Genomic DNA, 13,177 nt, shown 5'->3' on the forward strand with positions numbered 1-13,177 from the left:
TCTTGAACAACATTTGTGATTTGCCAGCATAAAAAGGGCAGTTGCACGAAAACTGCACAATAGCGCCAGATTTGCCTGACTATACAAGGCTGTCCCTTTGGCCTAAAACGATCAAAAGCGGGCTGCGCCCGATGAGGAAGAGCAAGTAGAACATGTCTGACGATTTTGAACTCGATACCGATGATCTGACCCGCCGCATGGAGGGTGCAATCGCGAACCTGCGTGTTGAACTGGCGTCATTGCGCACCGGCCGCGCATCCGGTTCGATGCTGGAACCTGTGATGGTGGATGCCTACGGGTCGATGACACCGATCAATCAGGTGGGCACTGTGAACGTGCCTGAACCACGGATGGTAACCATCAACGTCTGGGACAAGGCGCTGGTGGGGAAAGTTGAAAAAGCCATTCGTGAGAGTGGCTTGGGGATCAATCCTCAACTGAACGGCACGATTATTATGCTGCCGATCCCCGAGTTGAACGAGGAACGCCGCCGTGAGTTGACCAAGGTCGCCGGCCAGTATGCCGAAAGCGCGCGTGTTGCGATCCGCAACCTGCGCCGCGACGGCATGGACCAGATCAAGAAAGCCAAAAGCGATGGCCTGTCCGAGGATGACCAGAAATTCTGGGAAGCGACGGTACAAGAAGTGACCGACCTGCATATTAAGCTGGTCGATGAGACGGTCGAGACGAAACAAGCTGAAATTATGCAGGTCTGACCCGCAAGGTTTTTACCAGAAGGGGGCCATATGCCCAAGGACGCAGACGCCAAATCATCGCCCGCTCATGTCGCGATCATCATGGATGGCAACGGGCGTTGGGCACAAAAACGCGGGCGTCCGCGTCTGTTTGGTCACCATGCGGGTGCGCGCAAGGTGCGTGAAATCCTCGAGGCCTGTCCTGATCTTGGGGTTAAGTACCTGACAATATTTGCGTTTTCGACCGAGAACTGGAAGCGCACCCAGACAGAGGTCGCGGGATTGATGAGCCTGTTCCGTCGCTATCTCGAGCGTGAGGCGCAGGAGCTTTTTGATAGCGGCGTTTGTGTCCGTTTTATCGGGGATCGCGTGCGGCTAGATGATAAACTTGTCTCATTGATGGATGATCTGGAACTGCGTACTGCGGGCAATGATCGCGTGCATCTGACTGTCGCGCTGAACTACGGTAGCCGCGATGAGGTGACCCGAGCCGCCAAGCGGCTTGCCTATGAGATCGAGCAGGGCCGCTTGACCCATGAAGATGTGGACGCCGAAACGCTTGCGCGGTTCCTGGATACGCATGTTCTGCCCGACCCCGATCTGGTGATCCGCACCAGTGGCGAAGCGCGGATTTCGAATTTCCTGCTGTGGCAGTCGGCCTATGCCGAATATGAATTTGTCGACACGCTCTGGCCCGATTTCACGGCCGAGGAGTTCGCCCGCGTCCTGCGTGATTATGGCAAGCGGGACAGACGTTTCGGGGCTGTCCGAGCCTGAGAATGACCAATGCCGCGCCTCCGCCCGCAAAATGGGATGATCTGACCGTTCGCCTCACTTCAAGTGCTGCAATGGTCGTGATCGGCGCCTTTGGTGTGATACTGGGCGGTCTCTGGTTCCAGATGCTCGTTGTTTTTGTCACAGCGGTCATGGTGTGGGAACTGTGGATGATGATCCGCCCCGGCGAACCGACCAAAGGCATGTTGATGGCGGCTCTGGTTGCCTCGGTCATGTCGGGCCAGTTGGCGGAAGGATCGGCGTGGGGGATGCTGCTGTTTCTGGTGGTTCCACTGATCGGAGTCACGCAGCTCAAGACCGAGATCAAGACGTTCTTCTTTTTTGCTTTGGGGATTCAGCTTGCGGGCTGGGGCCTTGTGCATTTCCGTACGGACTTCGGGTTTACGTGGCTCTTGTGGCTAATGTCGGTTGTCATCGTCACCGATATTTTTGGTTATTTTGCAGGTAAATCGCTGGGGGGGCCCAAGTTCTGGCCCCGGATCAGCCCCAAGAAGACTTGGAGCGGGACAGTTGCAGGCTGGCTGGGCGCTGGTCTGGTGGGCTTTGTCTTTTCGCTTTTCACCGATGCGGGGATTATGATTGTCCTGTTTTCAATGCTGCTGAGTTTTGCGGGACAGATGGGTGATATCGCGGAAAGTGCGCTGAAACGCCGGATGGGGGTGAAAGACAGCTCGACACTGATCCCCGGCCATGGCGGGTTGTTTGATCGCTTCGATGCGCTCTTGGGGGCGTCGCTGTTCCTGCTTGTCCTTGCGGATGTCTTCGGTGTGCCAGGGGTTGTCTGGTGAGGCGGATTTCGGTTTTCGGGGCGACAGGATCAATCGGGCAGAATGCGCTTGATCTGGTGGCGCGTGATGCGGATGCCTATGATGTTGTGGCCCTGACAGGCGGGCGTAATGTGGCGCAGCTTGCAGCGGATGCACGGCGGTTACGCGCTGAACTGGCCGTGACCTGCTATCCAGAATGCTATAATGAATTGAGAGACTTGCTGGCCGATACGGATGTAGAGGTTGCGGCGGGACCGGATGCCATTGCCCAAGCGGCGGCACGGCCTGTAGACTGGGCGCTTTCGGCGATTGTGGGTGCGGCGGGGCTGGTGCCAGGGTTAGAGGCCTTGGCCCATGGCACGACACTTGCGCTTGCAAACAAGGAATCTCTCGTCACCGCAGGGCCGCTTTTGCTGGGCCGTGCCAAGGCGCATGGCGCGACCGTGCTGCCTGTGGACAGTGAACATTCAGCTGTTTTTCAGGCGCTGGTCGGTGAACATATGGCGGCTGTCGAGCGGGTCATTATTACCGCAAGCGGCGGCGCGTTCCGTGACTGGCCGATCGCGAAACTCGCCACTGCGACACTGGCTGAGGCCTCAAGCCATCCCAACTGGGACATGGGGCAGCGCATCACCATCGACAGTGCGTCGATGTTCAACAAGGCAATGGAACTGATTGAAACCAAAGAGTTTTTCAACGTCACGCCTGATATGATCGAAGTGCTCGTGCACCGTGAAAGCCTGATCCATGCGCTGGTGGGCTTTAACGACGGGGCGCTGATGGCCCATGTGGGCCCGCCCGATATGCGCCATGCCATCGGCTATGCGCTGCATTGGCCGGAACGGCGCGCGCTGCCAGTCGAACGGCTTGATCTGGCCAAGATCGGCAGTCTGACATTCGAAGCACCCGATCCGGCGCGTTATCCCGCATTGGCCATCGCCACGCGCGTCATGGAACAGGGGGGGCTGTCCGGTGCGGTCTTTAATGCGGCCAAAGAGCGCGCGCTGGACGGATTTATTGCAGGCGACATAGGTTTTCTGGATATGTCAGCGGTGGTTTCGCGCACGCTCGACAAAATGTCATCGGATGGTGGGCTGCAAAATGCGGCAATTACCCTAGATAACGTGCTAGAGACCGACCGACTGGCGCGGATTTATGCCGCCGAAACCTTTAGCCGACTGGGATAAGACCTTTGGACCTGATGCAGTTTGTGCCGATGTTCGGCAACTTCGCCTTCATGATTGTGGCTTTCATTGTGGCGCTGTCGGTGATCGTGGCGATCCATGAATATGGCCATTATATCGTCGGGCGCTGGTGCGGCATCCATGCCGAGGTGTTTTCACTCGGGTTTGGTCCGGTAATCTACCGCCGCGTCGATAAACGCGGCACGACATGGCAGATTGCAGCGCTGCCTTTGGGCGGTTTTGTCAAATTTCTCGGTGATGCGAATGCGGCCAGCGTGGGTAGCGACGGGCAGGTGTCCGAGGCTGATCTGCGCCGCACCATGCTGGGTGCGCCACTTTGGGCGCGCACGGCAACAGTGGCGGCAGGGCCTGTGTTCAACTTTGTGCTGGCGATTGCGATTTTCGCGGGCTCGATCATGTTTCAGGGCCGCTCGACCGATCCGTTGACCTTTGGCGAAATGCGCCCGTTGCCTGCTAGCTATGCCTCTGATCTGCGCGAGGGTGATCAGGTGATTGCTGTCGAAGGCGTTGTATTCAATGACCCCGAGCGGACAGTGGATATGTCCGATCTTGTGCCCCTGCGCGAGCGGCTTGAATATACAGTTCTGCGCGATGGTGATCAAATAACAGTAGAAGGCCCGTATTTCTTCCCCACAGCGGTGTCGAGTGTCAGCCCAAGGTCGGCGGCGGATGATGCCGACATCAAGGTGGATGACGTTGTCACCGCCATCAACGGAGAGCCGGTTTTCGCATTTGCGCAGGTCCAGGAGATCGTTCTTGAGGCGGATGGCGCGCCACTGGTCTTCACGATTTGGCGGGATGGGGAAACGCTGGAAAAAACCATCGCGCCGCGTCGCGTTGATTTGCCGAATCCCGAGGGCGGGTTCGAGACGCGCTGGTTGATTGGCATCAGCGGCACGATTTTCTTTGAAGAAAAAACCGAAAGCGTGGGGCTGTTCACAGCCATCAGTCTTGGCGCGCAGGGGCTGTGGAACACGACGACAACATCACTTTCGGCGATGCAGCATATTCTTTTCGGCCAGATTTCGACCTGTAATTTGTCCGGTCCTGTGGGTATTGCCGAAACCAGCGGGTCAATGGCAGAGCAGGGCCCCCAGAGCTTTATCTGGTTTATTGGCGCGCTGTCCGCCGCAGTGGGCCTGATCAACCTTTTCCCGATCCCTGTGCTGGATGGCGGGCACCTTGTATTTTATGCCTATGAAGCCGTCACACGGCGTAAACCCAGTGACCGTGCGGTCCAAGTCTTTATGTTTGTTGGATTGTCTCTGATCCTGTCGCTGATGATGTTCACGATTCTCAACGACACGATCCTTTGTCCGTAATTCTGCACGGGCTTTTCATGTAAAACAGACGCGCTGGCGTTTTGACAACCGCGTATATTGTCGCTACTCAATTCTGTAAGAATAATCTGGGTACGGGCGGTCGTTATGAAGACAAGTGTAGGGCGCTTTCTGGCGCAGGGTTTTGCGAAAGTGCGGTCATTCTGGATGGCGCTTTGTATCGTGGTTTTGGCGACCGGTGCCGCAAACGCACAAAGCTTCGCCTTCAGCAGCTTCGAGATCGAAGGCAATCTGCGGGTGGCAGACGGCACAATCCTGACATTCGGCGGACTGGCGCCCGGTGCTGCACTTTCGACTGCGGAGCTGAACACAGCAGGGCAGAATATTCGCGCCTCCGGCCTTTTCGAGAGTGTCGAACTGATCCCGCAAGGCAACCGGTTGCTCATCCGTGTGGTCGAATATCCGACGATCAATCGTATCAATATCGAGGGAAACAACCGCCTGCGTGACGAGGAACTTCTGGCACTTGTGCAATCCCAACCACGGCGTGTCTTTACGCCTGCGCAGGCCGAAGCCGATACCGCCGCAATCACCGAGGCCTATGCGCGCCGCGGGCGGATCAACGCAACCGTCACACCGCGGATCATTCCACAATCCGACAACCGCGTTGATCTGGTCTTCGAGGTGGTGGAATCTGCCGTGACCGAGATCGAGCGCATCTCGTTTGTCGGCAACAGGACGTATTCAGAAGGGCGTTTGCGCCGCGTGCTGGAAACCAAACAGGCAGGTATTTTCCGCATTCTGGTTGGACGTGATACCTACTCGCCCGAGCGTGTGGCGCAAGACCGCGAAGCGCTCACTGATTTTTACCGCTCGCGTGGCTATATCGACTTCGTTTTGCAGAACATCGACGTGTCGCTGACGCGTGAGCGCGACGCCTATCTGGTGACGTACAATATTCGCGAGGGGCAACAGTTCAGCTTTGGCAACACGTCTATTTCGAGTGAAATCAATGGCGTGAATGCTGCTGATTTTGCCGATTTAATTGGTGTGCGGTCAGGCGCGACTTACTCGCCGGTGCCGATCGATTCAGATATCAGCCGGATCGAGCGGGAAGCTGCAGCGCGGGGGCTACGCTTTGTCGAGGTCGAACCGCGCCTGTCACGCAATCCGCGCGATCTGACGATTGATGTGAATTATGTGCTGGTATCGGGTGAGCGCGTCTTTATCGAACGCATCGACATTGAAGGGAACGGGACAACACTGGACCGCGTGATCCGCAACCAGTTCCGTTCGGTTGAGGGCGACCCGCTGAACAGCCGCGAAATTCAGGAAAGTGCGCGGCGTATCCGTGCCCTCGGCTTTTTTCAGGGTGTCAATGTTGACACGCGCCCCGGTTCATCCCCGAGCCAGCGCATCGTTGATGTGAACGTGACAGAAGGGCCCACCGGAACGCTGTCGTTCGGTGCCAACTTCAATACCGACAACGGGATCAGCTTGCTGGCCTCTTACCGTCAAAGCAACTTCCAAGGTCGCGGGCAGCGTTTGAATTTTGACTTTTCGACCGCCGAAACCAATCGCCGATTTGGCTTTGGTTTTACCGAGCCACAGCTTTTGGGACGTGATCTGCGAGGGTCATTCGACCTGAACTACGGAACAACAAACAACGAGAACGCGCTCTATGATACCGAAACACTGCGGATGTCGCCTGCGGTCAGTTTCCCGATCAGTGAAACCGGACGTTTGTCTTTGTTCTACGCGCTTGAATACACCGATTTGACCGATGTGTCAGCCGATGCCAGCACCATCATCCAGAACGAAGGTCTTGTCGGCGGTGTCTGGACGAATGCGATCGGTTATAACTACAGCTATGACAGCCGCCGGACAGGCGTGAACCCGACGACCGGCTATGTGTTGCGCTTTGGCCAGGAGTTCGGCGTCGGTGACTCGCAGTTCATCAAGACAACAGCTTTTGCGGGTGCCGAAACGGCGATTCTGAACGAGGAGGTCACCGTGCGCGCCTCTTTGCAGGGAGGCTTGCTGAACTATCTGGATGGCAACAGCCGTGTGACCGACCGCTTCTTCCTTGGCAGCCGCCTGATGCGCGGTTTTGAGGCCGGTGGGATCGGTCCGCGCGATGAGGATACCGATGATGCTTTGGGCGGGAACGCTTTCTCTGTTCTGACGCTTGAGACTGAATTCCCGCTTGGCCTGCCAAGCGAATACGGGATCACGGGCGGCGCCTTTATCGACTACGGTTCGGTGTGGGATGTGGGTGTAGCGGACGATTCTTCTATTCTGTCGAATGACCCAATCGCGCGCTCTGTTGCCGGTCTGTCAATCTTCTGGACCACCCCGATCGGCCCGCTGCGGTTCAACTTTACAGAGCCGCTGGATGTTCAGGACTTCGACAAGACACGGAACTTTGATGTGACCATTTCAACAAACTTCTGATGGCTATGCTGCGCGCAATCATTGTCTGGCTGATACTGGTGTTGCCCGCATCAGCCCAGCAATCCTCACCTCCGGTGCTGATTGTGGACAGTGATCGTTTGTTTATCGAAACACTCTACGGCCAGCGTCTTGCCGCAGAGCTGGCCGAACAGGCGGCCGCACTGCAAGCCGAGAATGACCGCATTGTTGAATCGCTGACGCTTGAAGAGCGCAGCCTGACGATCCGCCGCCCCGACATGACACCAGAGGACTTTCGCGCCGAGGCCGAGGCCTTTGACCGCAAGGTGCAGGATGTGCGCCGCGTGCGTGATGCCAAGAACGTCGAATTGCAGGTTGCCACCGCCGAAGCGCGCGCACGGTTCGAGCAACGTGTGCAGGGGATCGTGGCCAATTTGATGCTTGAACGAGGAGCTGTTCTGGTGTTGGAGCAGCGCAACGTAGTCCTGTCTGTGCGCGCAGCGAATATCACCGATGATGCCATCGTGCGGATTGATGCGGAATTGGGCAACGGTGAAGAGTAGCCGATGCTTGCCGCGCTTCTCGCGGCTTGGTAGTCATGTCCAAACGGCGGCCATGGCGCGCCACAAGCAATAAGAGGAGCCGCCCCGCATGAGCGAAGCTGTCACCACCGCCGATATCCAGCTGATCCAGAAAATCCTGCCGCATCGCTATCCGTTTCTGCTGGTGGACAAGGTGCATAGTATCAATGGCACCACATCTGCCGTAGGCATCAAGAACGTCACCATGAACGAGCCGCATTTTCAGGGCCATTTCCCCGGAAACCCGATTATGCCAGGCGTGACGATTGTCGAGGCAATGGCGCAAACAACGGCCGTGATGGTGGGTGCATCTCTGGGACTGACCGATGGCAATCTGCTGGTCTACTTCATGGCAATTGACGGCTGCAAGTTCCGCCGCAAGGTCGTGCCCGGCGATGTGCTTGAAATGCATGTGGAAACCACACGGGGCAAACCGGGTGGCAAGGTCTGGCGCTTCCGTGGTGTGGCAACTGTCGATGGCGAAATGGCCGCCGAGGCCGAGTTTACCGCAATGATGGATATGCAAGCTTGATGGCAGGCATTCACCCCTCTGCTGTGATCGCTGACGGCGCGCAAATTGGCGCGGATTGCGTGATCGGCCCGTTTTGCGTGATCGGGAAGGACGTGGTGCTGGGCGATCGCGTGACGCTCAAAAGCCATGTTGTTGTCGACGGGGATACCCATATCGGCGATGACACGACGGTCTTTCCTTTTGCGGTGATCGGAGAAATCCCGCAGGATCTGAAATTTGACGGCGAGAAGACCCGTCTGCGCATTGGTGCCCGCAACCGCATCCGTGAACATGTGACGATGAACACCGGCACCGCGAACGGCGGGGGTGAGACGCGGGTGGGTGATGACGGGCTGTTTATGGCCGGCTGCCATATCGCCCATGACGCGCAGATCGGTGATCGTGTGATCGTGGTAAATTCATCCGCCGTCGCAGGGCACTGCATTATCGAGGATGATGTGATCATCGGCGGTCTTTGCGGGGTGCATCAGCATGTGCGCATTGGGCAGGGTGCGATTATTGGCGCGGTGACGATGGTGACCAAAGACGTGGTGCCGCATGGTCTGGTGCAGGGGCCGCGCGGCGTTCTGGACGGGCTGAACCTTGTGGGGTTGAAGCGCAAGGGCGTCAGCCGCGGCGATATCACGGCACTGCGTGCAGCCTTTCAGATGCTGCGGGACGGTGAAGGCACCTTTCAGGATCGCGCCAACCGTCTGGCAGATGAAAGCGACAGCGCCTATGTGCAGCAAATGGTGGCGTTCATTCTGGGCGACACCGATCGCAATTTTCTGACGCCGGGCTGATGCTTGCGTTGATTGCCGGAACAGGGGATTTGCCGCCCGCGCTTGTGGCGCGCCTGCCAGAGCGGCCCTTGATTTGTGCGCTTGACGGGTTTCGCCCCGCGCTGACACCCGAGATCACGTTTCGCATTGAACAACTGGGTAGTTTTCTGAACGCATTGGTAGACCGCGGCGTGACCGAGGTTTGCCTTGCAGGGGCCATCAAGCGTCCGGCTATTGATCCTGCGGCCATTGATGCCGCCACCCAACCCTTGGTTCCGCGTATCTTGCAGGCCATTGCACAGGGGGATGACGGGGCCCTGCGCGTCGTCATCGCGTTATTCGAAGAAGCGGGGCTGGTCGTGCGCGCCGCACATGAAATCGCGCCCGATTTGCTCCCGCCTGCAGGCGTGCTGAGCCGCATGCCCGTGACAATTGATCAAAGACAGGACGCAGTGACCGCAGAACAGACCATCGCCGAGATGGGGCGCGCGGATGTGGGCCAGGCCTGCGTGGTGCGCAATGGCCGTGTTCTGGCGCGCGAAGGGCAGGCCGGCACAGATGCGATGCTCGCCCGGTTCGCCCCCAGCGATGATCCGTTATGGGGTGTGGTTGACGGTCTGGGGGCGGTTCTGGGTGGTGCGGCTGAATGGCTGAGTGGTGCAGATGGTGAGCCGACCGATGCGCGGGGTGCGGTATTGTTCAAAGCGCCCAAGCCCGATCAGGACCGCCGCGCGGATTTGCCCGTCATCGGGCCGCACACGGCCAAGGGTGCGGTTGCAGCAGGCCTGAGTGGGATTGTGATCGAACAGGGCGGCGTCATGGTTCTGGAACTGGATGATGTCGTGGGCACGCTTGATGCGGCAGGGTTGTTCTTCTGGGTGCGGCCCAAGGGGGGCGCATGAGGGTTTTTGTAATCGCAGGCGAAGCCTCTGGTGACAAACTGGGCGCGGCCCTCATGGTGGGGTTCAAGACGCTGCGCTCTGAGGTGACATTTGACGGTGTCGGTGGGCCCCTGATGCAGGCCGAGGGGCTGGAAAGCCGCTTTCCCATGGAAGAGCTCAGCGTCATGGGGCTTGCCGAAATCCTGCCGAAATATCGCGCACTCAAGGCGCGGATCCGGCAGATGGCCGAGGCGATAATCGCGACGAAACCTGACGTACTGATTACCATCGACAGCCCTGATTTCTGCCTGCGCGTCGCGCGTCTGGTGAAGGCGGGCAGCGATATTCGCACCGTGCACTATGTCGCCCCGACGGTCTGGGCATGGCGGCCGAAGCGTGCGGAAAAGATGGCGCGGCACATTGATCATGTCTTGGCCCTGTTTCCTTTTGAGCCGCCTTTGATGCAGGCCGCAGGCATGGATTGCGATTTTGTAGGGCATCCTGTGGTCGCAGAACCTGTGGCCAGCGATGCAGAGGCGGCGGCATTGGGTTCAGGCACCGTCGTGCTGGTGCTGCCGGGCAGTCGCAAAGGCGAGGTCGGGCGGCTTGCCACGCGTTTTGGTGTGGCGGTTGCCAAAATCGCAGCGTCCGTGCCTGATGCGCAATTCGTGATCCCGACAACGCGCGGTGTACACGATCTTGTGCAGGCGCAGGTCAAACACTGGGCTACGCCCGTGACGGTCCTGCCGCCGGGATCGCCGGACAAGGCCGCGTGGTTCAAGCGGGCAGATGTGGCACTTGCGGCCTCTGGCACAGTGTCATTGGAACTGGCGGCAAGCGGCACGCCGATGGTGATTGCCTATGATATGGCGTGGCTCAGCCGGATCATCATCAGCCGGATGTTGTTGGTGGATACGGTGACCTTGGTGAATTTGGTCAGCGACACCCGCGTTGTGCCGGAATTTATCGGCGATGCCTGCCAGCCCGGTCCGATTGCCGATGCGGTGCTGGCGGTGCTGGCCGACCCGCAGGCGCAGCAGGCCGCGATGGCGCTGACCATGGAGCGGCTGGGGCAGGGTGGTGAGGCACCCGGCCTACGCGCGGCGAAGGCGGTGTTGGAGCGGCTTGACCAGGCGGCCATCAAGGATCAGTAGCCCCAGCGCCAGGGTCGCAAAGCCGATATAGGCGCGCATTGGCAAAGCCTCACCCAGCACGATTGCGCCCAAAACGATCGCGACAGGGGCGACCAGCAGCGTGACCAGCATCGCGTTCCCACTGCCTGCAAGCGCCAGCACGCGGTAGTAGAGGATGTAAGCGATGGCTGTCGCGACCACGGCGTAATAGCTGATGGCGGCCCATGTTTGTGGCGCGAGAGACAGGGTGATGGGGCCTTCCATGATCCATGCGGCAGGGAGCGTGATGATACTTGCACCGGTCAACATGCCGGCCGCGGCAACCTGCGGTTTAAGGTGCCCCAGCGTTTTGCGTGCCCAGACAGCCGCCAGCGCATAGCTGATCGTCCCGCCGATCACGGCCAGTTGGCCGAGCGACCGGATGTCAAAGTCCTTGAATGCGTTCAGGCCAATCGCGGTCGAGACCCCCAGAAATCCGATGCCCACGCCGATCGCCTTGCGTGCTGTCAGGCGTTCGTCTGCAAGGAAAAGCGCCGCGGCGCTCACACCGAAAATCGCAGTTGCGGCGTTGAGGATCGAGGTCAGGCCGGTTTCGATGTGCAACTGCCCCCATGCCATCAAGCTGAAGGGGATGGCGTTGTTCAACAGCCCCATCACCAGAAACGCACCCCACACGCGCCGGTCTGTTGGCATGGGCAAACGGCGGATCAGGACATAGGCCCACAGGATCACCATCGCCCATCCGGTGCGATGTGCAACCGAGGTAAGCGGCCCGATTTCTTCCAAGGCCACATGGACCGATAGAAAAGACCCGCCCCAAATGAAAGCCAGCATCAATAGCCCTGCCCAGGCCTGCGGCGAGATGGTTTTTTGTACTGGTGTCATGAGGGCGACATGCGCCCTTTGGCACGGTCTGTGCAACCCGTATCCTGCGCAAGCCAATGAAAAAGCCCCGCCGGTGAGGGCGGGGCTCTTGTTGCTTAAACCTGCGGTATGGGATCAGAAACTGAAGCCGATGTTAATACCAAAGCCAAGGGCTGTGTTATCTTCAAAGGTTGTACCGCTTCCGTCAGTCGCGTCGCCCAGCATAGCATATTCAATGCCGCCCGAGATTTCGGTGTTGTCGATTGTATAGCTTCCGCCGAAACCATAGCTCGTCGTGCCGTCTGTAGGTGCAAGCCGCGATGCTTCGTCACCCGTTGATTCCTCATAGGTGACACGAGCGAAAACAGAGAGCTCTTCGTTGATTCTGCGACCTACGCCGATGCGGTAAGTGAAGACATCATTGTCGATCCCGGTCACACGGTCACCCACCTCGGCCTCGTAGAGTGCAGGTCGGACTTCCCAAACGGACCACTCCGCCCAGCGCACTGAACCAAAAACGAGCGTGTCAGCGGCGACGCCGGTTTGGAAGTCGAGTGCCAGCGATTGTGGCAATTCGATCTCTGTAGTGCTGGATTCGGCAGGTAGAGTGGCAAACTCTTCGTCGGTGTCAAACTCATGAGTGACACCGCTTTCATATGTCAAAGAGACGCGCAATGCGATTTCAGGCATCTCGTATGCGGCACCCAAAACATAGCCGATCTGTACGTCAGAATTTGCGGTGGCGGCATACGGCGATACGATAGCGCCACCGGACGCACCAGCGACGAGTGCAGTTGGTACAGCAATTGTCGCTTCTGACTGGATAGCGCGCAAGCCGCCAAAGACGGAAACAGCGTCATTCAGTTGGTACTTGCCCAGCACAGCAAGCTGCAGGCTTTTCCACTCTGCCGCCAATCCAGTGTAGGCGCCCGCAGTGTAGTTAGCATTCGCACCGTAAGGTTGGTTCAGAAAAACAGCCAGATCAATGTCTTCATTGATGCCATACTTCAAAGCGACGCCTGCGCTGGTATAGCCTTCCGCCATATTGTCTGTCGAGCCGCCGCCTAGTCCTGCTGGTGGCGCACCTGGTGGGTAGTCCCCGGAGACGTCAGGATTTACTGTCGAAAAAGACAGTTGTGCATAGTTGCCGTCCTCGAAGAGCACGGAATATGCGTTTCCGGACCGGTCAATTCCCCCCGCCGAAACAATACTCGTTGAAAGCAGCAGCGCCGCTCCTGCTGTCATTACGTTTCTCATGTCCTCATCCCTGT

The 13,177-nt window shown here is 58.3% G+C and carries 13 protein-coding genes; 11 read left to right on the forward strand and 2 right to left on the reverse strand.

The features are described 5' to 3' along the window. The first annotated feature begins 152 nt into the window (after positions 1 to 152). The 11 genes from frr to lpxB all read left to right on the forward strand — a co-directional run bounded on the left by frr (position 153) and on the right by lpxB (position 11,063). Positions 153 to 716, forward strand: a complete 564-nt coding sequence (gene frr, locus SJY29_RS06635) for a ribosome recycling factor (protein ID WP_110278712.1) — start codon at positions 153 to 155, stop codon at positions 714 to 716. Positions 717 to 746: 30 nt separating this feature from the next. Further along, on the forward strand, positions 747 to 1,472 hold the full coding sequence (gene uppS / locus SJY29_RS06640) for a polyprenyl diphosphate synthase (RefSeq protein ID WP_055685842.1): 726 nt from the start codon (positions 747 to 749) through the stop codon (positions 1,470 to 1,472). Between the two features lie 2 nt (positions 1,473 to 1,474). Next, positions 1,475 to 2,278: a phosphatidate cytidylyltransferase gene (locus SJY29_RS06645; protein ID WP_110278713.1), complete on the forward strand. Its 804-nt coding sequence runs from the start codon at positions 1,475 to 1,477 to the stop codon at positions 2,276 to 2,278. After that, positions 2,275 to 3,444: a 1-deoxy-D-xylulose-5-phosphate reductoisomerase gene (dxr, locus tag SJY29_RS06650; RefSeq protein WP_400088077.1), complete on the forward strand. Its 1,170-nt coding sequence runs from the start codon at positions 2,275 to 2,277 to the stop codon at positions 3,442 to 3,444. Before SJY29_RS06645 ends, dxr begins: the two co-directional genes overlap by 4 nt. A gap of 5 nt (positions 3,445 to 3,449) precedes the next feature. Then, positions 3,450 to 4,784, forward strand: coding sequence for an RIP metalloprotease RseP (gene rseP, locus SJY29_RS06655; protein ID WP_400088079.1), 1,335 nt, complete (start codon positions 3,450 to 3,452; stop codon positions 4,782 to 4,784). A gap of 105 nt (positions 4,785 to 4,889) precedes the next feature. Next, entirely contained in the window at positions 4,890 to 7,196 is a 2,307-nt protein-coding gene (gene bamA / locus SJY29_RS06660; RefSeq protein WP_400088081.1) for an outer membrane protein assembly factor BamA, read from the forward strand. Continuing rightward, a complete protein-coding gene (locus SJY29_RS06665; protein ID WP_110278717.1) occupies positions 7,196 to 7,717 on the forward strand; it encodes an OmpH family outer membrane protein in 522 nt (173 codons plus the stop codon). The genes bamA and SJY29_RS06665 overlap by 1 nt, the downstream gene beginning before the upstream one ends. Positions 7,718 to 7,805: 88 nt before the next feature. After that, positions 7,806 to 8,267, forward strand: a complete 462-nt coding sequence (fabZ, locus tag SJY29_RS06670) for a 3-hydroxyacyl-ACP dehydratase FabZ (RefSeq protein WP_055685836.1) — start codon at positions 7,806 to 7,808, stop codon at positions 8,265 to 8,267. Further along, entirely contained in the window at positions 8,267 to 9,049 is a 783-nt protein-coding gene (lpxA, locus tag SJY29_RS06675) for an acyl-ACP--UDP-N-acetylglucosamine O-acyltransferase (RefSeq protein ID WP_110278718.1), read from the forward strand. The genes fabZ and lpxA overlap by 1 nt, the downstream gene beginning before the upstream one ends. Beyond that, positions 9,049 to 9,930, forward strand: coding sequence for an LpxI family protein (locus tag SJY29_RS06680; RefSeq protein ID WP_400088084.1), 882 nt, complete (start codon positions 9,049 to 9,051; stop codon positions 9,928 to 9,930). The genes lpxA and SJY29_RS06680 overlap by 1 nt, the downstream gene beginning before the upstream one ends. Then, entirely contained in the window at positions 9,927 to 11,063 is a 1,137-nt protein-coding gene (gene lpxB, locus SJY29_RS06685; protein ID WP_400088086.1) for a lipid-A-disaccharide synthase, read from the forward strand. Before SJY29_RS06680 ends, lpxB begins: the two co-directional genes overlap by 4 nt. Here the strand turns inward: lpxB and SJY29_RS06690 are convergent. Continuing rightward, on the reverse strand, positions 11,004 to 11,927 hold the full coding sequence (locus SJY29_RS06690; protein ID WP_400088088.1) for a DMT family transporter: 924 nt from the start codon (positions 11,925 to 11,927) through the stop codon (positions 11,004 to 11,006). The genes lpxB and SJY29_RS06690 overlap by 60 nt on opposite strands. 114 nt (positions 11,928 to 12,041) lie before the next feature. Further along, the gene (locus tag SJY29_RS06695; protein ID WP_400088090.1) at positions 12,042 to 13,151 is read right to left on the reverse strand and encodes an OmpP1/FadL family transporter; all 1,110 of its coding nucleotides are present in this window, start codon (positions 13,149 to 13,151) and stop codon (positions 12,042 to 12,044) included. Between the last annotated feature and the right edge of the window lie 26 nt (positions 13,152 to 13,177).

The sequence above is a fragment of the Yoonia sp. R78084 genome, from assembly GCF_044595625.1.
Classification (GTDB): Bacteria; Pseudomonadota; Alphaproteobacteria; order Rhodobacterales; family Rhodobacteraceae; genus Yoonia.

Bases quoted from the DNA above. Each gene is read 5' to 3' on its own strand.
- uppS (WP_055685842.1), top strand. From the start codon at position 747: ATGCCCAAGGACGCAGACGCCAAATCATCGCCCGCTCATGTCGCGATC.
- frr (WP_110278712.1), top strand. From the start codon at position 153: ATGTCTGACGATTTTGAACTCGATACCGATGATCTGACCCGCCGCATG.
- SJY29_RS06680 (WP_400088084.1), top strand. From the start codon at position 9,049: ATGCTTGCGTTGATTGCCGGAACAGGGGATTTGCCGCCCGCGCTTGTG.
- SJY29_RS06665 (WP_110278717.1), top strand. From the start codon at position 7,196: ATGGCTATGCTGCGCGCAATCATTGTCTGGCTGATACTGGTGTTGCCC.
- lpxB (WP_400088086.1), top strand. From the start codon at position 9,927: ATGAGGGTTTTTGTAATCGCAGGCGAAGCCTCTGGTGACAAACTGGGC.
- fabZ (WP_055685836.1), top strand. From the start codon at position 7,806: ATGAGCGAAGCTGTCACCACCGCCGATATCCAGCTGATCCAGAAAATC.
- SJY29_RS06645 (WP_110278713.1), top strand. From the start codon at position 1,475: ATGACCAATGCCGCGCCTCCGCCCGCAAAATGGGATGATCTGACCGTT.
- lpxA (WP_110278718.1), top strand. From the start codon at position 8,267: ATGGCAGGCATTCACCCCTCTGCTGTGATCGCTGACGGCGCGCAAATT.
- SJY29_RS06695 (WP_400088090.1), bottom strand. From the start codon at position 13,151: ATGACAGCAGGAGCGGCGCTGCTGCTTTCAACGAGTATTGTTTCGGCG.
- SJY29_RS06690 (WP_400088088.1), bottom strand. From the start codon at position 11,927: ATGACACCAGTACAAAAAACCATCTCGCCGCAGGCCTGGGCAGGGCTA.
- bamA (WP_400088081.1), top strand. From the start codon at position 4,890: ATGAAGACAAGTGTAGGGCGCTTTCTGGCGCAGGGTTTTGCGAAAGTG.